General features: G+C 65.8%; 8 protein-coding genes. All 8 read left to right on the top strand.

The features are described from left to right. Positions 1-9 precede the first annotated feature (9 nt). Positions 10-3,768: a hypothetical protein gene (locus CFB18_RS02820; protein ID WP_143597493.1), complete on the top strand. Its 3,759-nt coding sequence runs from the start codon at positions 10-12 to the stop codon at positions 3,766-3,768. A 39-nt stretch (positions 3,769-3,807) separates the two neighbouring features. Then, positions 3,808-8,709, top strand: a complete 4,902-nt coding sequence (locus CFB18_RS16175) for a DEAD/DEAH box helicase family protein (RefSeq protein WP_088570296.1) — start codon at positions 3,808-3,810, stop codon at positions 8,707-8,709. Between the two features lie 22 nt (positions 8,710-8,731). Continuing rightward, positions 8,732-9,670: a thermonuclease family protein gene (locus tag CFB18_RS02810; RefSeq protein ID WP_200808052.1), complete on the top strand. Its 939-nt coding sequence runs from the start codon at positions 8,732-8,734 to the stop codon at positions 9,668-9,670. 174 nt (positions 9,671-9,844) lie between these two features. Then, positions 9,845-13,180, top strand: a complete 3,336-nt coding sequence (locus tag CFB18_RS02805) for a helicase-related protein (RefSeq protein ID WP_088570295.1) — start codon at positions 9,845-9,847, stop codon at positions 13,178-13,180. Positions 13,181-13,239: 59 nt separating this feature from the next. Further along, the gene (locus CFB18_RS02800) at positions 13,240-14,349 is read left to right on the top strand and encodes an AAA family ATPase (RefSeq protein WP_088570329.1); all 1,110 of its coding nucleotides are present in this window, start codon (positions 13,240-13,242) and stop codon (positions 14,347-14,349) included. Next, entirely contained in the window at positions 14,346-15,005 is a 660-nt protein-coding gene (locus CFB18_RS02795; RefSeq protein ID WP_088570294.1) for a DUF4276 family protein, read from the top strand. Before CFB18_RS02800 ends, CFB18_RS02795 begins: the two co-directional genes overlap by 4 nt. A gap of 38 nt (positions 15,006-15,043) precedes the next feature. Continuing rightward, positions 15,044-17,824: a DUF1156 domain-containing protein gene (locus tag CFB18_RS02790; RefSeq protein ID WP_088570293.1), complete on the top strand. Its 2,781-nt coding sequence runs from the start codon at positions 15,044-15,046 to the stop codon at positions 17,822-17,824. Positions 17,825-17,848: 24 nt separating this feature from the next. Next, positions 17,849-21,178 carry an ATP-binding protein gene (locus tag CFB18_RS02785; protein ID WP_200808050.1) on the top strand — a complete coding sequence of 1,110 codons (3,330 nt, stop codon included), beginning with the start codon at positions 17,849-17,851 and terminating at the stop codon, positions 21,176-21,178. The last annotated feature ends 344 nt before the right edge of the window (positions 21,179-21,522 follow it).

The following is a 21,522-nucleotide window of genomic DNA, read 5'->3' as shown; positions in this document are numbered from 1 at the left end:
GGGATGATCATGGATCAGCTGGATAAATGGGAGGAACGACTGCGTCCTCAGGTCATGGAAGTGGATCTGCTGGGGGAGGTGCCTCTCTCAGAGGATGAAGTCCGTCTTCTTGGACAGCTGATCGGGGACCTGGTGCGCCGGAAAGGGTGGACGCAGGCCGCGCGCCTCCTGCGGGAACAGTATCCCTGTTCGTATGCCGTATTCATGGTCGCGCAGGGGGCTCGGGGCTATGAGGCGGGAGATTTCTGGTCGGCCATTCGAGAGGCCACCGGCCTTTCCATTCCCCCAACCCAGGCCCTCCAGTGGGGGCAACTCTTTGAAGAGATTGTGCAGAAACTGCCTGTGGTCCAATTCCCGCCTCTGGGTGGCCCCCGCTACATCGGGCCCATCCTGGCCCATGGGGGCATCCCCGACTACTGCTTGGCGGACTTCTTTGACCATTTCCTTCGGCCGCTAGTCACCCGTCCCGAGTATGCCTCCCTGTCCGTGGAAGAATTCATCCAGCGCCGTCTCCTCCAGGCCAGCGTGACCTTCCTGACCGACAAGCCGGTCCTGCGCTTCCTGCAATACGGCGGTCAGCCGGCGGTCGACTTCGTGGAGCGCTGCCGGGAGATGGCCCTGGCCTGGGAAGAGCGGGGGGAGATTCCTTCCCCGGAAGCGTTGGGGCTTCCCCCCCGCGTTGTGAAGGGATACCAGGACTGGCTGGAGGGCCGGGCCCGGCCTTCCCTCCGGCGGCGGGCCATCTACCGCAGCCCGGTGCTCTTCCTGGACCCCTGGGGCTGGGGACCTGCCCTGCGCCTCCCCTCCCAGCCCGTACCCGGTGCTGGGGCGGATATGAAGGCCCTCTGGCTGATCTTCCTGGATAGTCCCACGAAAATCGGGGTGGACGTCCGAAAGGACGAACCGGACTGGAAAACCGTTCCCTGCGATTTCCCCCTGCCCGGTCCGGCGCCGGAATACCGGGTGGCCCTGGCGTTTGCCCGGGTGGAAGAGGACGAGAGGTTCCCTCAAGAGGTTCAACGGGAATGGTGGATCCCGGGCCTTCGGGAGGAGAGTCCACTGCTGTGGTTTGACCCGAAGGACGGTCGGCAACTTCTCCCCCAGGACACCCTTCCCGCAGGACGGCTGTGGGTTCTGCGTCCTCCCGACGTCGTCCTGGAGACGGACCCCCCGGAGAGCCTCCAGGTCACCGAGGAATTCCCCCGGATGCCGGGAGAGTGGTGCGATTACATCGGCGAGGAGGTGGACCTGAGCCAGGCCCGGCGCCTGACCGTGCGCCGCGGGAACCAGCCGGTGCGGGAATACACCGTCCTGGGCCTGGGGCCGGAGGACCAGCCCGCACTGGTGGGAGGCCGGCGCCTGCCCATAGACGATGACCGGCCCCCCTTCTACGTGGGAGTTCCTCCCTCCCTGCGCATTCCGCTCCCACCCACTCCCCGCCTGCACCGCTGGTATGTGGAGATCCGGAACGAAGGGCCTGCTCTACCGCCTGTTCAGGTTTCGTTCACCTTAGCCGACCTCCAGCAGGATGTAGATGTAGAAGACGGCGTTGCCGTTCTGGACCTGCGGGAGTGGCTGGGCGAGGAACCAATGGGGACGTACCAGGTGAAAGTGCGGGGGCCTCTGGGGCACAAGGCTAACCTGGCCTTCCGCATCCTCCCCGTGCTGGGAATCGCCGGACACGACACGCTCTACCTGCCGGAAGCGATGGAGGAAGCTCGCCTTCTAGTGGAGACCGATACCCAGACTACGCTGACCCTGCAGCCCGGCACAAACCACTGTCGGGTGGACTTGATGGTGGAGGAAAACGGACGGCGGCTCTACGAAGTGACGGCCGGAGTCGCCCGCGCGGACTTCCCCCTCCGCTTCGTCCGCCCCACCGACAGGGGCGACGCTGTCTATGTGCCCCTCTCCGTGCCCATCCGCCGCCTCCGCTGGATGCTCGTCCTCGGTCGGGAGCACGCAGGGATACCGGAGTGGCGGACCACCTCACTGCGCCTCCCCCTGGACGCCCTGGAACAGGCCCGGGAACCGCTTCTCCTGGTGGACCTCTTCGGCGGCACGGTCGGAAACCTCACGGTGCGCCTCTCCCTCCAGGATGAAGACGGGACGGTGCTCCAGGAGCGGGAAGGCCGCTGGCGCGCGGGGCAACCCCACCTCCGATTTGACCTGGCCGCCTTCCTGGACACCCTCCGCCAGTCCGCTGGTCTATCCTTCGTCTTTCATCTCGTCATGCAGGGACTCCCCGGGCGGGGCGAGGTCTCCTATCCCACCCTTCAGGTCGCCCGCCGCTTCGTCGCCCAGTGGAAAGAGATAGAGAGCGCGCAGATCATGGATACCATATACCTCCGTCTCCGCTGGGAGGCTTCCTTTCGAGTTCGTCATCGCTTGGTCCGCCTGTGGCCGGTCTGGCGTCCATGGGAGCCGCCCATGGAAATCCCCATCCCGGACAAGGCACAGGACGAATATGTCTGTGCGTTCCCGGCTGCCCAGCTGGTCCCGGGAAGATACCTGGTGGAGTTCAGCGTCCAGGACCCTTGGACGGCAGCTTCGCCAAACCGACCGAGCCCGACTTCCCCAACGGTCCGTTCAGTGCTTATTCCCCGTGATGCGGTGATGAAACGGTTGCACGAACTGCGCCACCGGGCTGCCCGAGATGGGCTCTCATTTCTCTTGGCTCTGGAGGCTGCCTGTATCCGCCGGGATGCAGGCCAGGAGGGGCTGGCCCGGAAAGCCTTCCAATGGTGCTTTGAGCACCTGGATGAGGCGGAGATCGCGCACATCCTGGCCTTGGTGCGTGAAGTCGTAGGGGATCCCGACCTGGAGGGCCCGCTGCGGGTGAAAATGGCTGCGGCATCGCGAATTCAGCGGATGTTGGACACGTTCCATCGCGGGGAGTTGCCCAAAAGCCTGTATCGGGAATACCTTGCTGGCTTGCCCTCGCCTTCCCTCTGGCCGACTGAGACCTGCAAGCTTCTTATGGAAGTGGATGATGAGCAGACGCGCTTTCAAGCCGGGAAACAGCTGATCATGCGGAAAGACCCCAGCGGCGCTCAGGTCATAGCCCAATGGCTACAGGAGTGTGGCGGAGACATGACAAGTCTGATCCGTCGCTTCACAGGCGCGGGTGATAAGCAACTGCGCTTTTATATTATGAAGTGGTCGATAGAGACGGATCTAGTCAGCGGTGTTCAGACGATCGTTCGCTGCTTGAAGGAAGGCCTACTCTCTCATGAGGAGGCCACAAGCTTGATCCAGGAGCACCTCCCGCAGAGCCTAGAGGCGCTTGTGAACATCCTGCCTGATCCCGCGGCCCAAAGCTTGCTGGAGCAGCTGCGGCGTCGCGATCCTGAGCGAGTTCCTGTGATTGCTTACCCGGGGTGCTGGATACGCTGCGTCGCTGGGTGGGGACGTCTGGAGCGCATTGAGGGAGCAGACGGACTCCCCCGACAGGTGGTTGTGTTCTCCGATCCTGAGCCCGGCCTGCACTTCTATGTCCTCCTGCGAGCCCATGATCCTCAACGGTCAGAGAAAGCCCTCATCAATCTGGATGAGAACACCGTGGTGTTTCCAGACGCTCAACGGGTTTATATGTGCTCAAAGTGCAGGATGTTCTGTTCTGCAGATTACAATTTGATCATCGAACATCACGATCGGGTGGCGCATGGCGGGATTCATCCGAGCTTTCAGACAGTCTCCGCCCGGTCAATCCAGCAGTTGGTCCCTCTGACATTCTCGCGCTCTATTCCTCCTCAGCCATGGGAATAATGGGGTGTTATAGGATGGGAGCGAAGAGGAGGTGTCCGAATGGGTCTGCATCCTCTGGTGGTTGCGGAGCGAATCCGTGAAGACTACGCCCGCTACCTGCAGACTATTTACTTCTTCCGCGACCATGCCCTGCGCCGCCAGTTTCGGGAAGCCATCTCAGCCCCTCACTTCCTGACCAAGGGCCCGATCTTGGAATCCGCCGCCCCTTTCTGCGTGGGGCGGTCCATAGAGGATATGGTCCGGGACGGCATCCTCCACCCGGGCTTCCGCACCCTCTGCTCCGACGCGCTTCCCTTGTATCGCCCTCTCTACCTCCATCAGGACCGAGCCATTGAGAAGGTCGTCGCCGGGGGCCGGAACGTGGTGATCGCCACCGGGACGGGGAGCGGCAAAACCGAGGCTTTCCTGATCCCCATCCTGGACCATCTCCTTCGGGAACAAGAAGCGGGCACGCTGGAACGTCCGGGCGTCCGGGCCCTCCTCCTCTATCCGATGAACGCCCTGGCCAACGACCAGTTGCGGCGTCTGCGACGGGTCCTGGGTTCCTTCCCGGCCATCACCTTCGGCCGCTACACCGGCGAGACGGAGGAAGAGGACGGGAAAGCCGAGACCCGCTTCCGGGACCAGTTCCCCGATGAACCACGCATTCCCAACGAGTTACTCAGCCGGCGCCAACTGCGCGCCCGTCCTCCGCATATCCTCATCACCAACTACGCTATGCTGGAATACCTTCTCCTCCGCCCCCAGGACTGCGAGTTCTTTGACGGCGAGACCGGCCAGCACTGGCGCTTCATCATCCTGGACGAGGCCCACATCTACAGCGGCGCCGAAGGGATAGAGATTGCCATGCTGCTGCGCCGCCTGAAAGACCACATCGTGCGGAGTGAACCCGGTCGGCTGCGATGCATCGCCACCAGCGCGACCCTGGGGCGCGGCCGGGAGGATTTCCCTGCCATTGCCCGCTTCGCCGCCGAGATTTTCGGGGAACCGTTTGAATGGGACGACAACGACCCGACGCGCCAGGACGTCGTGGAAGCGGAGCGGGAGCCCGCGGCCGCGTTGGGCGAGCGCTGGGGCGAGGGCACCCCCTCCCTCTACAGGGCCCTGGCCGACGCGATGGAAAAGCAGGCTGCTCTGGAGACTCTCTGCCGTCTGGCGCTGGGCGAAGGCGTCCCAGCGGACGTGGTGGAGCAGGCCCGGCAGGAAGCAATGACGTCGCCCCAGGAAGCAACCTCTCGCTTCCTGTATTTCCTCCTGCGCGGCGACGGCCGCCTCCACCGCCTGCGCAACGAACTCTCTCGCCCCCGCGACCTGGCAGAACTGGCACCGGCCCTGTTCCCGGAAGACCCCCAGGCCTCCGAGCACCTCATCCGGCTGGTGGATCTGGCCGTCCGGGCCCGTCCCGGTCGGGAGGAAGTCCCCCTGCTCCCTACTCGTTACCACCTCTTCGCCCGCGCGCTGGAGGGGGCCTTCGTCTGCCTGAACGAGGTGGCCCATCGGCCCGGCGGCCCCGCCGCCGGAAAACTGTCCCTCTTCCTCACCCGCCAGGAGCGATGCCCCCACTGCGGCGCCCGAGTCTTTGAACTGGCCGCCTGCCCCCGCTGCGGCACCGCCTACCTGGTGGGCCGTGAATCCGGCGGATCCCTTCAGCAGCCCACGCTGCAGGACGAGACGACCCCCTGGCTTTCCTACTACATCCTGGCCGAGGCCGTGTCGCCCCTCGACGAAGACGAAGCGGTGGCCGCCGGGCAGAAGCCGGAAGCGCTGGAAGAAGAGGGGGCCGAGCCGTACCTCCTTTGCGCGGGCTGCGGCGCGCTGGCTCCGGCGGAGCGAGGACGCCCCACCTGCTCCTGTCCTCCGGAAACCTTCCGCGTACAGGTGCATCGAGTCCGGCGGCGGCCCGACGCCTCCACCCTCACCTTCTGCCTGGCCTGTGGAGCCCGCAGCCTCTCCGGCGTCGTCTACCGCTTCCTCACCAGCCGCGACGCGCCGGTCAGCGTCCTGGCGACCACCCTCTATCAGGTGATCCCGCCGGAGGAGGAGGGGCCCGCCCGCGACCTACCCGGGGCTGGCCGCAAACTGCTCACCTTCTCCGACAACCGCCAGGACGCCGCCTTCTTCGCCCCCTACGTGGAGCGCACCTACAGCCGCCTCCTTCGCCGTCGCCTCATCATGAAGGCCCTTCTGGAGGACGAGGCGGGCCGGGAGGGCCGCCTGCGCCTGGACGACCTGGTCGGTCGGGTCCTGCGGCACGCCGAAGCGGCCAACCTCTTCACCCTGGAGCAGGGCTACGACGAGCGCCAGCGCCTCATCCGCACTTGGCTCATGCAGGAACTGGTCGCGCTGGACTACCGTATCGGTCTGGAGGGGCTGGGCCTGGTCGCCTTCCGCCCCGTTCGCCCGCCCCAGTGGTCCCCTCCGGCCCAACTCCTCCAGCCCCCCTGGAACCTCTCCCCGGAGGAGGCGTGGGGCCTGCTCTGGCTCCTCCTGGATAGCCTCCGGCGCCAGGGCGCAATGACCTACCCGGAGGGAGTGGACCCCCGCGCTCCGGCCTTCGCCCCCCGGGCAAAGGAATTCTTCGTCCGCGAACGAGAAGGGGACCCCCGGGCCGGCATCTTCGGCTGGCTCCCCGCTCGCGGCAGCAACCGGCGGCTGGACTTCTTGCTCCGCCTGCTGACCCGGACCTCCGACCTGGAACTGGGAGAACGGTCCCGGATGGCCCGAGAAACCCTCCAGGGCATCTGGCGCCACCTCACCGCGCCCGGAAGCCCCTGGCAGCTCCACCTCCCCGCCGAGAACCGCCCTCGGGTGGGCGTCGTCCATCGGCTCAACTACCGCCTCTGGGAGTGGGTCCCCGTGGCTGACGGGACCCCCATCCTCTACCGCTGTAACCGCTGTCAGGCCGTCTCCCCGGTGAACCTGCGCGGCGTCTGCCCGACCTACGGCTGCGACGGGACTCTGGAACCCGTCGCGCCCGACGACCCGGTCTGGCGGGAAAACCACTACCGCCACCTCTACCTCCACCTTCTCCCCATCCCCCTGCAGGCCGAGGAGCACACCGCCCAGTGGCGGCCCGAGGAGGCGGGCAAAGTCCAGGACCGCTTCGCCCGCGGCGAAGTGAACCTGCTCAGTTGCTCCACCACCTTTGAGCTGGGCGTGGACCTGGGCAGCCTGCAGGTGGTCCTGATGCGCAACGTTCCCCCCACCACCGCCAACTACCTGCAGCGGGCCGGCCGGGCCGGGCGCCGGACCGACACGGCTGCCATTGCCCTCACCTTCGCCCAGCGCCGCTCCCACGACCTCAGCCACTTCAGCGACCCCACCCGGCTGGTAGCAGGCCACATCCACCCGCCCCTGGTCGCCGTGGAGAACGAGAAAATCGTCCGCCGCCACGTCCACTCCGTCCTCCTGGCTGCCTTCTTCCGCTGGGCCCGGGATACCTACGGCCGCCTCTTCCGCACCGTGGGGGACTTCTTCGCCCCTGAATCCGGCCCCGGCGGCCCCGAGCTCCTGCGGGCCTACGTCGCCCGCCGCCCGAAGGAGGTGACCGATGCCCTCTACCGCATCGTCCCCTCCCCCATGCAGGAGGAACTGGGCCTGCGGGACTGGGGGTGGCTCCCCCGACTGCTGAACGACCAGGGGGACGGCATCCTGGACTTGGCGGCGCGGGAGGTGGTGGGCGACCTGGACCTCTACCGGAGACTCGAGCAGGAGGCCGCCGCCGCGCGGCAGTATCGGGAGGCGGAGCGGTACGCCGAAGTGGCCCGCACCGTCTGGGGCCGGGAACTCCTGGGATTCCTGGGCTCCCGCAACGTCCTGCCCAAGTACGGCTTCCCCACCGACGTGGTGGAACTGCGCGTCGCCCACGTCCCGGACCGGGAGGCCGCGCGGGTGGAACTGCAGCGGGACCTGCGCATCGCCATCGCCGAGTATGCCCCGGGCGGGCAGGTGGTGGCCGCCAAACGGCTCTGGACCTGCGCGGGCATCTACCGGCCTCCGGGACGGAACTGGCAGATCAAAGAGTACGCCGTCTGTCCGGAGTGCGGCCGTTACCACAGCGCGCCGGAGCAACTGCCCCAGCGGACCTGCACCGTCTGTGGGTCTCCCCTTTTCTCCGGCGGACAGCGACTCTACGGCCGCTTCCTCATCCCCGAATTCGGCTTTCTGGCGGCCCGGGAGACCGCCGAGCCGGGGGAGGACCGCCCGGAGCGCTTCTACGCCACCCGCCCCTACTTCGCCGAGTACGAGCGGGAACCGGAGACGTTTCAGGTGGTGGACGCCCTCTCCGGCCCCTCCGTCCGCGTCCTGGCCCGATATTCCCGCTACGGCAAACTGGCCCTGGTCAACAACGGCCTGGCCGGACGGGGCTTCCGGGTCTGCACCCAATGCGGCTGGGCCAAACCGGCTCCCGCTCAGGGAGCCACTCCGCAAAAGCAAAACGACGGTCACACCGATCCCCGTTCTGGCCGTTCTTGCAAGGGCAAGATTGAGACCTACCACCTGGGCCACGAATTCATCACCGACGTCCTGGAACTCCGCTTCCATGGGCCGCTGGCCCGGTCCCCGGATCGGAGCCTGTGGCTCTCCGTTCTCTACGCCCTGCTGGAGGGGGCCAGCGAGGCGTTGGGCATCCCGCGTGAGGACCTCAACGGCACCCTCTATCCCTATCCTGACAGCCCCAGCCCGGCCCTGGTCCTCTTTGACGACGTCCCCGGGGGCGCGGCGCTGGTGCGGCGAATTCTGGACGACCCTCTCCCTGTCTTCGGGGCCGCTTGGCATCGGGTACACCGCTGCGAATGCGGAGAGGACACCAGTTGCTATCAGTGCCTACGCAATTACTATAACCAGTTTTGCCACGACGAGTTACGCCGCGGCTTAGCTCGAGATTTCCTGAACAAGTTGTTGAAGGGCGCAGATGGATCAGCAATGATCAATTGGTAAGAGCATGGATCGGAGTTGAGAGATGATCTCGTTGTCCTGGCTCTGGAGGATCGTTGGGGAGCTCCCGGAGATCCGTGTCTTGCTGGGGCTGATGCTGGTCGCCTGCGCGCCAGGACCTGCTCCGGTGCCCGCCCGATCGCCGGAGGCATCCGTCATGATCCCCACGTCCATCATGATCTTCCCTCCTGCGACCCAGGTGGTTCCCCTGGCTTCCCCGACGACCGCCATCGCGCCAGCAGTATCGCCCATACCCACTCCCGCCCCGCCGCCGCCAACCCTGAGTCCGATGTCCGCTCCGGCACCCCGCTCAGAGGCCCTGCGGTCCCTGCCGGGGGCGGACTGCGTCCCGCCTGGCCGCCCCGTGCAGCCAGCCCGGCTGGTCCGAATCCTCGACGGGGACACCATCGATGTGCAGATCGAGGGCCGGACTTACCGGGTGCGCTACATCGGGATCGACGCGCCGGAGCGGGGTCAGGCCTTCTACGCCGAGGCCACCGCGGCCAACCGGCGGCTTTTAGGGAGCGGGCCGCTGCGGCTGGTGCGGGACGTCTCCGAGACGGACCGCTACGGGAGGCTTCTGCGCTACGTCTTCGCGGGGGATGTCTTCGTCAACCGCGCCCTGGTGGAGGGGGGCTACGCCCAGGTCATGACTGTGCCGCCGGATGTTTCCTGCGCGCAGACGTTCCTGGCGGCGGAGCGGGAGGCCCGCTCGGCCGGTCGGGGGCTGTGGGGTTTGCCTCCGCCTACAGCGACGCCAATCCGGATCCAGCCAACCCGGACGCCGGCGCCGACGCCGGAGCGGGGGAACTGCCATCCGGCCTATCCCACGGTGTGCATCCCTCCTCCGCCGCCGGATCTGGACTGCGGGGACATCCCCTACCGCAACTTCCCGGTGGACCACCGCTACGGGGATCCGCATCGCTTCGATGGGGACAAGGACGGGATCGGGTGCGAGCGGTGAGAGGGCGCTGGCAGGTCTATGGCTCTTTAAGCGACAGTCCCAACTGTGTTATGATGTTCTTCGCTTAAGCCGCCCCCTGGTCCTGGCCAGAGCGCTTGCAGCGCAAAGTGGGAGGAGAACGCTTCGGGCCTGCTTGTGACGGCGCCAGCATAGAGGATAGAGAGGGTTGGGGTTATGGACCTCGTCCCGGGTCAGATCCTGGAGTCGCCTTTTTGGAGCGAGCCGGTGCGGGTGCTCTCGGTGCAGCCCTTGGGCACGCGTCTCCTCCTTGAAGCCGTCGGCGTCCGCACCCAGCTCTTCTACTCCAATGTGCTTAGCCCGGAGGACCTGAGCCGGGTGCGCCCCGTCAAGGCGGACCAGCGGGATTTCACCGGCGACCCGAAGGCCTTCTTTCTGGCCATCGAGGCTCACCGCATCCGCTTCGCCCACCAGTTCGATCCCCTCCTGGCGGTCCACGTCTCTCAGATCGATCCCCTCCCTCATCAAATCGAGGCCGTCTATCACTATATCCTCCGCAGCCCCCGCATTCGTTTCCTGCTGGCCGATGATCCGGGCGCCGGCAAAACGATCATGGCCGGCCTCCTCCTCAAAGAACTCAAAGCCCGCGGCCTGGTCCGGCGCACGCTCATCGTGGTCCCTGGCCACCTCCGAGATCAGTGGCTTCGCGAAATGAAGGAGCGCTTCGATGAGGCCTTCACCGTGGTGGACCGAAATGTCGTGAACGCCACCTGGGGGCGTAACGTCTGGCAGGAACACCCCCAGATCATTACCTCCATGGATTTCGCCAAGCAGGCGGACATCATGGCCGCTTTGGCGGAAGCCCGCTGGGATCTCACTATCGTGGATGAAGCCCACAAGCTGGCCGCTTACCGTTATGGGGAGAAGATCGCCCGCACGGAGCGCTACCGGCTCGGAGAACTTCTTTCTCGCAACAGCCAGTTTCTGCTCTTCCTGACCGCCACCCCCCACCGAGGCGACCCCGAGAACTTCCGCCTCTTCCTGGACCTGCTGGTCCCCGGCTTGTTCTCGACCAGCGATCTCCTGCTGGAGTCTGTCCGGAACGGGGACAATCCCCTTTTCCTGCGGCGCTTGAAGGAGGACCTCCGAGACTTCGAGGGGCGCCCTCTCTTCCCGCCCCGCCACGTCTTCACCCGCACCTTCCGGCTGAACGACGACGAGAAGCGCCTTTACAACGCCGTCACCGAATACGTGGAGCGTTCCTACAACCGGGCCCTGGCCGCCGACAAGCGCAACGTGGCCTTCGCCCTCCTGATCTTGCAGCGTCGCCTGGCCTCCAGCGTCCGTGCCGTCCGCCGCTCCCTGGAGCGCCGCAAGGCTCGCCTCGAAGAGCTGCTGAAGCTCGGGCGGTGGCTCTCTGAGGGTAGGATCCTGGATGAGGAGGAGCTGGAGGACGCCCCGGAGGTGGAACGGCTCCGTCAGGAGGAGGAGCTTTTAGAGCACCTCACGGCCGCTGAAACCCGGGAGGAGCTGGAACGGGAAATCCACACCCTGGCCGAACTGATCCGCCTGGCTCGCGAGGCGGAACGCCACGAGGTGGAGACCAAGCTCAACGAGTTGCGCCAGGTGATGGAAGACGAGCGCATCCGACAAACCGGCGAGAAAATCCTCATCTTCACCGAATCCCGGGAAACCCAGGACTACCTGGCGGAGAAACTCACCGCGTGGGGCTACACCGTCACCCGGCTCCACGGCGGGATGAGCCTGGACGAGCGCATCCGCGCCGAGCACGAGTTCCGGGAGCGCACCCAGGTGATGGTCTCCACGGAGGCCGGCGGCGAGGGCATCAACCTCCAGTTCTGCTCCCTCATGGTCAACTACGATATCCCCTGGAACCCCAATCGCCTGGAACAACGGATGGGCCGCATCCACCGCTACGGCCAGCAACGGGAGGTCCACATCTATAACCTGGTTGCCCTGGACACCCGCGAGGGGAAGGTCCTCAAGGCGCTCTTCGACAAGCTCGCCCGCATCCAGGCCGCCCTGGGGAGCGACCGCGTCTTCGATGTGATCGGCGAGGTGGTGCCTGGGCGCAGCCTGAAGGACCTGATCGTGGACGCCATCGCCCGTCGCCGCTCCCTCGATGAGATCCTTCGGGAGATCGAGGCGGTGCCCGATGAGGAGGCCATCCGCCGGGCCCGGGAAGCGGCTCTGGAGGCCCTGGCCACCCGTCACATCGATCTCCAGCGCGTGCTGGGCGAGGAACGCCGCGCCCGGGAGAACCGCCTGGTCCCCGAATACATCGAGCGCTTCTTCGAAGAGAGCGCCCGCTTCCTGAACATCCCCATCGAGCGACGCCGCGACGGGCTGTGGCGCGTCCCTCACGTCCCCTATGAGCTCCGGCGGGTCTCCCAGGAGTTCCGCAACCGCTACGGCGAGGTCTTCTCCGAATACAACCGCATCGCCTTCGACAAGGCCACGGCCCGCCGCCACACGGCGGTCTTTGTCGCCCCCGGCCACCCCCTCCTCGAGGCCATTATCGAGCGGCTCCTCGCCCTGCGGGCCGAGGACCTCCGGCGCGGTGCCGTGTTCCTGGACCCCGACGGTCGGCTGGACGGATGGATCTGGTTCCTCCAGGCGGAGCTACGCGACGGGGCCAACCGTATCGCCGGCCAGCGCCTGTTCGCTGTCTTCCAGCCTCGGGAGGGCCGCCCGGTCCGCCCGCTCCCATCCTCCATTCTGTGGGACCTCAAGCCGGCGCCCGGACGGTCAGCCCCCGAAGGCCAACCCTCCGAGGAGGAAGTCATCGCCTTCGTGGCCGAGCACCTCCTGGAGGAGTACCGCGAGGAGATCCTGCAGGCGCGCCGGCGGGAGGCCGAGATCAAACGCAAATACGGCCTCCGCTCCCTGGATCAAATGATCGGGGAGTGCCAGGCGAGGCTGATGGACTACGAGATCCGTCGGGCCAAGGGCGAGCCGATCCCCGAGGCGGAGATCCGCAATGAGGAGCGCCGGAAGGAGGAGCTGGAAGCCCGCCGGCGGGCCCTGGAGCAGGAGATCGAACAGGAGACCCACCTGCTCCCCGCCTCCCCCCGGGTGATCGGTGTCGCCCGCGTGCTCCCGATGGAGGCGGGGGATCCGGAGATGCGGCCCGATGCGGCCATCGAGGCCATCGGCATGCAGGTGGCCATGGCCTACGAGCGGGAGAACGGACGGGAGCCGGAGGACGTCTCCACCCGGAACCTGGGCTACGACATCCGTTCCCACGCCCCTGACGGCCGCATCCGCTACATCGAGGTGAAAGCCCGGGCGACCACCGGCCCCATCGTGTTAACCCCCAACGAGTGGCTGATGGCCCAACGGCTGGGCGAGGAATACTGGCTCTATGTGGTCGAGGACGCAGTCCGTCAACCCCGTCTTCACATCATCCAGAACCCCGCGGCGAAACTGGAGGCCGAGCCCGTTGTGGAAACAGTCCGGTTCATTGTAAAACACTGGAAGAAGGCTGCCGTCCCCATCGCCTGGGGCATCCAACCTTCCCTCCCGGATTGACCCAAAGGGCATTGGACTCATGGGGCACTTCTTCAAGAGGTGATGCGATGGCCTCTTTGATGCTGGAGCGGGTTGTGGTTCAAGGATACAAGTCCTTCCGGGAGCTGGACCTGCCCCTGGAGCGGATCAACGTGCTCATCGGCCCCAACGGCTCCGGCAAATCCAACTTCATCCAGCTGTTCCAGATGATGAACCGAGTGACGCTCCAGGGGCTGCAGATCTATGTGGCCCAATCGGGCGGGGCGGATTCGCTGTTGCACTATGGGCGGAAAACCACCGAGCGGATGCGTGTGGAGCTCTGGTTCCGTCAGGACACGACGCTGGCGAACGGCTATGTCGCCACCCTGATCCCCACGGCTGAGGACACCCTCGTCTTCGCAGAGGAAGCTTGCTATTTCCACAGGCGCGATCGCTACGATCGCCCGTATCAGGCCTCCTCCTCCTCAGTGATCCATCCTGAGTCCTTCCTCCCCGAATGGGCCGAGCAGGACCGGGTGGCCTTCCACGTGCTGAAGGCCATGCGGTCCTGGCAGCTGTATCACTTCCACGACACGAGCGATTCGGCCAAGGTCAAGCAAACCGGCGACCTGCATGACAATCTCTTCCTGCGCCCGGACGCCTCCAACCTGGCGGCTTACCTCTATCGGCTGCGGGAGACGGCCCCTGCTTCCTATCGCAACATCGTGGAGACGATTCGGATGGCTGCCCCCTTCTTCGGTGATTTCGTCTTGCGCCCTTCCCCCTTTAATCCGGAGAAGATCCGCCTGGAATGGCGGGAGCGGGGCTCTGACATGGTGTTTGGACCTCACGCGCTCTCCGACGGCACCCTCCGGTTCATGTGTCTGGCCACGCTCTTCCTTCAGCCGCCTGATCAAATGCCCGCCACCATCGTCCTGGATGAGCCGGAGCTGGGGCTACACCCTTACGCCATCGTGCTGCTGGCGGAGATGGTCCGCTCCGCAGCGGAGCACACGCAGGTCATCCTGGCTACCCAATCGGTCACGCTGGTCAACCAGTTCTCCCCTGAGGATCTTCTCATTGTCGATCGCGTGGAGGGAGTTTCATCGATCCGGCGCCTCTCCCCTGAGGAAACAGGCCAATGGCTGGCAGACTACGGGCTGGGGGATCTCTGGGAGAAAAACCTGATCGGAGGTCGGCCCGCTCGATGAGGAAGGTGTTCGTATATGTGGAGGGACAGACCGAAGAAACCTTCGTCCGGGATATCCTGGCCCCCTATTTGTCTCAAAAAGATCTCATCCTCTGGCCTGTCCTCGCGAAGACCAAGCGCACGTCGTCCGGGGCTACCTTCAAGGGCGGAATCACCTCCTATGGACGGATAAGACGGGATATTATCGAGTTGTTGCGAGATTCCAGCGCTATCCGGGTCACCACGATGATCGATTACTATGCTTTGCCTGATGATTTCCCTGGCAAGAACCGCTTGTCGGGCGGCACTCCGGCCCAGCGGGTTGCCTTCCTGGAGGATGCTTTCCGACAGGATATTGATCATCCTCGCTTCCTTCCCTTCCTGGTCCTGCATGAGTTCGAGGCCCTGCTCTTCGCGGATCCGAGGCAGGTCATCGAGGTTTTCCGCGATGTGAACTTGAACGGAGCCTCCCAGCTGGCCCAGGAGGTGCAAGGGCTTCAGCCCGAGGAGATCAACGATGGGCCACAGACGCATCCCTCGGCGCGGATCCTCCGCCACATCCCCGAATATCGCAAGCCGCTACACGGGCCCGTGATCGCCGGCCGGATCGGGCTTGCGACAATCCGGGCTCGATGTCCGCATTTTGACGGCTGGGTGCGCCAACTGGAAAATTTATAAACAAATGAAGGCCCGGCAAGACAGGGAGGGGGAGGGAGATGCCCAGCCTTCGTCTCATCGAAGTTGATTTCCCCATCCGGCCCGTCTCGGAAGAGTCCGTCCGCGAGAAGAACATCCGCCACGGGCACATCTCCACCCTGCACATCTGGTGGGCCCGGCGGCCCCTGGCCGCCTCCCGCACCACCGCCCTGGCCGCGTTGTTGCCCGATGAGCCTCACCGCCGCGAAATCTTCCTTCGATTGGTGCGTGATCTGGCCCCCTGGGAGGCTGTCCAAGGGAAGAACTCCGAGCTGGAAAAGGCCCGGGCCCTCATCCGGGAAGCCTTCGGCGGACGGCCACCGCGCGTCCTGGACCCCTTTGCGGGCGGTGGCTCTATCCCCCTGGAGGCCCTCCGCCTGGGCTGCGAGACCCACGCCCTGGACTACAACCCGGTGGCCGTTCTCATCCTGAAGTGTGTTTTGGAGTATCCGCAACGATACGCCAGACCGGATTCGGTTTCCGTCCTTCCCCTTCCGTCCAGCAAGCCGAGGTCGCAAAACCCCACCCTGCCATACTTCCCCGGCAAGGGGGACGGAGAAAGCCAAGCAGGCGAATCCCCGCTCCTGCGCGCGGTCCGCGCCTGGGGGGCGTGGGTGCTGGAGGAGGCCCGCCGAGAGCTCCAGCCTTTCTATCCTCCCGACCCTGACGGGAGCGTCCCCGTGGGCTATATCTGGGCGCGCACGCTGCCATGCCAGAACCCGGCCTGCGGCGCCGAAATCCCGCTCATGCGCCAGACCTGGCTGGCGAAGAAGGACAACCGGAAGATCGCCCTGCGCCTGGTCCCCAACCGGGCCGCCCGGCGGGTGGACGCGGAGATCGTGGAAGGGCAGGCTATCGCTTTTGATCCCGACGAGGGCACGGTGACCCGGGCGCATGTGCGCTGCCCCCTCTGCGGTGGCACGATAGACGACAAGACCACGCGCCGGCTGTTTCGTGAAGGCAAAGCGGGGCAGCGGATGATGGCGGTCGTGCTGCATCACCCCAAGCGCGCCGGCAAAAGCTACCGCCTGCCCACCGCGCGCGACCTGGAAGCGTACCACGCCGCCGAAACCGCACTTGAGAAGAAATCTGCAGAGCTGCGCGAGAAGTGGGGCATGGAACCCGTGCCGGATGAGCCAACACCACTTGGCGGGGGTCCTGGTGCTGAGCGCGCATTTTCTGTGCATAAATATGGCCTTACCCGCTGGGGCGACCTGTTCAACCCCCGCCAGCAGCTGGCGCTGATCACCTTTGCCGACAAAGTCCGCCAGGCCCACGCCCAGATGCTCGCCCAAGGCGCCGACCCCGAGTTTGCCAAGGCGGTGGTGACGTATTTGGCAATCACTTTCGATAGGTTAGCCGCTGCCCTGAATACTCTTTGCCGATGGCAACCGGCTGGCGAAAAAATAGCAGACGTTTTCTCGCGACAAGCCTTGCCTATGGTTTGGGATTTTGCAGAACCTAATCCATTTGGCGGCGCCTCTCGTAGCTGGGAAGAGTTGTTTGCTGATACATATAATGTTTGCTTGCACCTTAGCCACATCCCACCCCTATTCCCCAATCCCCACCCCCCAATCCCCACCGTCACCCATGGCTCCGCCACCGCGCTCCCCTGGCCCGAAAACTTCTTCGACGCCGTGCTCACCGACCCGCCGTACTATGACAACGTGCCCTACAGCGATCTGTCGGACTTTTTTTACGTCTGGCTCAAGCGTACGGTGGGCGACCTGTACCCCGACCTTTTCGCCACGCCGCTCACACCCAAGTCTGAGGAGATGGTCGCCGATGCCAGCAAAGCCGGCGGCATGGAGAACGCCATGCGCCGCTTTGAGAACATGCTGACCCAGGCTTTCCGCGAAATCCACCGCGTACTCAAGCCCAACGGCATCGCCGTCATCGTCTTCGCCCACAAGACCACCGAAGCCTGGGAAACTGTCATCACGTCGTTATTGGATGCCGGGCTGTACATGACCGCCTCCTGGCCCATCCACACGGAGATGCAGGCCCGGCTCCGGGCACAGGAATCGGCAGCCCTGGCTTCCTCCATCTACATGGTCTGCCGCAAGCGCACCACGGAGGAGATCGGCGACTACACCCGGGTGCGGCGGGAGATCGAGGCGCGGGTGCGGGAGCGGCTGGCCCAGTTCTGGGAGGAGGGCATCCGCGGCGCGGACTTCTTCATGAGCGCCATCGGCCCGGCCGTGGAGGTCTTCGGCCGCTACGCCCGGGTGGAGAAGCTCTCCGGCGAGGAGGTCACCGTTGCGGAGCTTCTGGAATACGTGCGCAAAGTGGTGGCCGAGTTCGCCCTGGAGCGCATCCTCCAGGGCGCCGAACTCAGCGGGGTGGACCCCCTGACCCGCTTTTACCTCCTCTGGCGCTGGACTTACAACCACGCCCGGGTGCGCTTCGATGAGGCCCGCAAGCTCGCCGCCGGAGCCGGCATCGAGCTCACCGACCACTGGGGGCCAGGAGGGCTGGTGGCCAAAGACGGCGAGCACGTGCGCGTCCGCTCCCCCATGGAGCGGGCCAAAGATCCCCGCTTCGCCGCCCGGACGGAGTTCCAGACCATGGTGGACGCCATGCATCGGGCGGCGGCCCTCTGGAGCGAGAACCGCATCGCCGAGCTCCGAGAGCATCTCGCCGCCACCTACGGCGAGAACGAAACCTTCTGGCAGGTGGTCCAGGCGGCCAGCGAGGTGTTGCCGGAAGGGGATAAGGAGCGCCAGATCCTCCAGGGCCTACTGTATGGCCGCCGCTCCTACACCCGCGGCCCCTCCCAGTTGTCGATGTGGGGGAATTGAGACCACCCACTGAAGGGGGATCGCATGGCCCAGAACTGGCAATCCCGTCTCGATCAGGCACGTCGTCTCCTGGACCAGGGCCTCACCGCTCAGGCGGTGATGAGCGGCGGGCAGATCCTGGAAGACCTTTTCCGCTGGCTTTACGGGGAGCTCGTGCCCCGTCTAAGCCCTCCCGAACAAGAGAAAGTGACGCGGGCGCTGGCCGATTTCGGTAAGTCGGTGGGCGAGCTCACCCTGGGTCAGCTGGTCGGCTTCTTCCGCAAGGCGGAGCTTCTGGATCTGGCCGGTCGGAAGCTGGGGCGGGATTTCTCGTTCCTGCGCTCGGCCGGGGACTGGATTGAGTTGCGGAACCGGGCGACGCACTCCGGCAAGCCCATCACCCGCACCGAGGCGGAGGCCTTTCTCGGCGCGGTGGCCCTCTACCTGGAGCGGGCGGGCCTGACGACGCCCCCCTCGGTGACCACCGGTCCCCTGCCCCCGTGGCATCAGGTGATCCTCCCCCGCCGCGACATCCGCGCGGGAGGGCTGGACGAGTCCGTCTTCGCTGCGGATCTCTCTGATGTGGTGGCAGGCCGGGGGCCACTGGAGTATCGGGACGCGGTGGCCTTCTTCCACCGGACGTATTTCACGCGGGGGTTGCGGCACCTGCTGGCCACCGTCCTGTCCCGCCTCAGCGGAGGGACAGGGGATCCGGTGATCCAGATCCAGACCCCCTTCGGGGGCGGCAAAACCCACAGCCTGATCGCGCTTTACCACCTCTTTCGATCCCGGCCGGACCCCGAAAAGGTGCCGGGCCTGGAGGAGATCCTGCGGGAAGCGGGGCTCTCCGCCCTCCCGGAGGCCCGGGTGGCGGTGTTCGTGGGGACGGCCGCCGATCCCCTGCGGGGGCGAACCCCCTGGGGGGCGATCGCGGAGCAGCTGGGGCAGTATGAGCGGTTGCGGGAGCACGACGAGCGGCGCCTGGCGCCGGGGAAGGATCTGCTGCATTCGCTGCTCGGGGAGGAGCCGACCCTCATCCTGATGGACGAGATCGCGGAATACGTCGCCCGCTGCGTCCAGCCGTCGGAGATCGAGAAGGCCCCCTCCACCCCAGAGGTCGGGCGGGCCTATCAGACCCAGGTCCTGGCCTTCTTCCAGGAGCTCACCGAGACGGTGAAGGTGCTCCCGCGGTGCGTCCTGGTGGCCACCCTCCCTTCCAGCGCCCCCTATGGGGAGGAGGGCGAGCGGGCGCTGCTGCAGCTGCAGCGGATCTTCGGCCGGGTGGAGGCGATCTACACCCCGGTGGAGGGCGAAGAGATCTACGCCGTCATCCGCCGTCGTCTGTTCGACGAGCCGGAGGATCCGGAGATGGCCCGCCGGGTGGCGGAGGCCTACATGGCCCTCTACCGGGAGCTGGGGGAAGACGTGCCGGCGCCGGCTCGGGAGCCGGGCTACCGGGATCGCATGGTCAAGGCTTATCCGTTCCATCCGCAGGTGATCGACATCCTCCTGGAGCGCTGGAGCACTTTCCCGGGCTTCCAACGCACCCGAGGGGTGCTGCGACTGCTGGGGCTGGTCGTTGCCGATCTTTATCAGCGAGGGCATCCGGCCCCTCTGATCCAGCCGGCCCATCTGAACCTGGCCCATCCGGAGATCCGTCAGGAGCTCCTCAAGCACATCGGCAACGAATATGAAGGCGTCATCGCCACCGACATCACCGACGGCAACGCCAGGGCCCAGCGACTGGATCGGGAGCTCGGCTCGGAGTATGCCCGCTTCGGGATCGCCAGCGGCCTGGCGACGGCCATCTTCTTCGCCTCCTTCAGCGGAGGGGAGCGCCGTGGTGTCGGGATCGCAGAGCTGCGTCTGGCCGTGTTGCGGGAGGGCATCCCGCCCGCGATCGTCGGCGACGCTCTCAAGCGTCTGGAGGAGGAACTCTGGTATCTCCATACGGAAGGCGGACGCTATTGGTTCTCCAGCCAACCGAACCTCAATCGGATCCTCATCGAACGCGAGGCAGAGGTCCGGGAGGACGAGATCTACCGGGAGCTCCGGTCCCGGCTGGAGCGCATCGCGGGGAAAGAGCTCCGGGTCATCGTCTGGCCCCAGAACCCGGAAGATGTCCCGGACCGGCGGGAGCTGCAGCTGGCGATCTTGCCGCCGGAGCGTTTCCGCTCCACACCCTCGGTGGAAACCTACATCCGGGAGTTGCTGGAACGCTGCGGGTCTGTGTTCCGTCAGTATCGCAATGCCCTTTTGATCCTAACGGCCGACGCCCAGGAGTGGCCGCGCATGCGGGGGCAGCTCAAGCGGCTGCTGGCCCTGCAGGCCATCAAGAGCGATAAGGTTCTCTGGCGGCAGCTCTCATCAGAGAACCGACAGGAGGTAGACCGTCGGATCCAGGATGTGGAGGGTGGGCTGCTCCGCATCCTGCAGGAAGCCTACCGGTATATCGCCCGGGCGGGGAAGGAGGGGATCGAATGGCTCAACCTCGGCCTACCCACTGCGGGGGAGCGGGCCTCCCTAATGAAGCGGGTGCTGCAGCATCTGGAGGAAGAGGGGATCCTGGTGAAGCGATTGGCGCCGGATCAACTCTTGCGGAAGGCAATGCGGCCGGAGGAGGAGGAGAAGCCACTCTCGGAGATCCTGGAGGCCTTCCGGCGCTATCCGGAGTTGCCGATGATCTCGGGCGATGAGGTGATCTGGGAGAGCGTCCGGCGCGGCGTGCGGGAGGGTCTCTTCAGCCTGCGGGTGGGGGAGCGGGTGTATTACCGGGAGGAGGTGCCCGTAGAAGCGCTGGCGAATGAAGCCGTGCTGATGCGGAGGACGCCGGAGCCCCCCCCGCCCCCTCCGCCGCCGTCCCGGCTTTCCCCGGAAGATCTCCTATGGGCCATGGGGGAGGCGGAGGAGCTCCCCGTGTCGAAGATCTACCAGCGGCTCTGGGCCGAGCGGGGATCCGCGTTCCCGGCGGAGCCCATCTTCCGGGAGGCCTTCATCGCCGCCCTGCGGGAGGGATGGGAGCGGGGGCTTTTCCTTGTTGATCCTAAGCCAGTGGGGGAGCCATCGGGACCATCCTGGGAGGCTGTCCTCGCCCAAGGAACGCTCCGGCGTCTGAAGCTTCCTCCTCCGCCTTCGTCTCCATCATCCCCCGGGGCGTATACCCTGCGGGCCCGGGTGCCGTGGGAGCGTCTCTCCGATTTCCTGCGTGGCGTGTTGATGCCGCTTCAGCGGGCAGGAGCGAGGCTGACCCTGGAGATCCGGCTGGAGGCGCGCGCGGAGCAGGGGCCATTCCCCCGATCTGTCCTGGAGGGGACCGTGCGCGAGACTCTAAGGCAGATCGGTGCGCAGGTCCTGGAGGAACGGGAGGAGCCGTAACCCTCCTGCCCGGGGAAGCGGTATAATTTGATACAATCACCGGAGATCCCGTGAGGGCGAGGATCCGGGAGAGGTCCGCTGGTTGAGGCGGATCGGGGTTCCCGTCCCGCCTGCGGTGCGGATGGCCTGCCGGTCGGAGGGGCCGGGTTCAGGGCTTGAGGCGCTTTCCTCGATCATTCCCCCATGGGCATCTCCGCTTTCCGGGGATCCCCGCGCGCGAGGAATGGGAGCTCCGGAACCGGGTGTTCACCCCGGCGGAGGTCGCTGCCCTCGACAACCATGAGGCAGCCGGCAACCCGAAGCGCTCCCCATCGGGAGGCGCTGCGGTTCCCCTGTAGCCCAGC

The sequence above is a fragment of the Thermoflexus hugenholtzii JAD2 genome (assembly GCF_900187885.1).
Taxonomy (GTDB): Bacteria; Chloroflexota; Anaerolineae; order Thermoflexales; family Thermoflexaceae; genus Thermoflexus; species Thermoflexus hugenholtzii.
The sequence above is the reverse complement of the archived record's forward strand: the minus strand, read 5'-3'. Positions and strand labels throughout refer to the sequence as shown.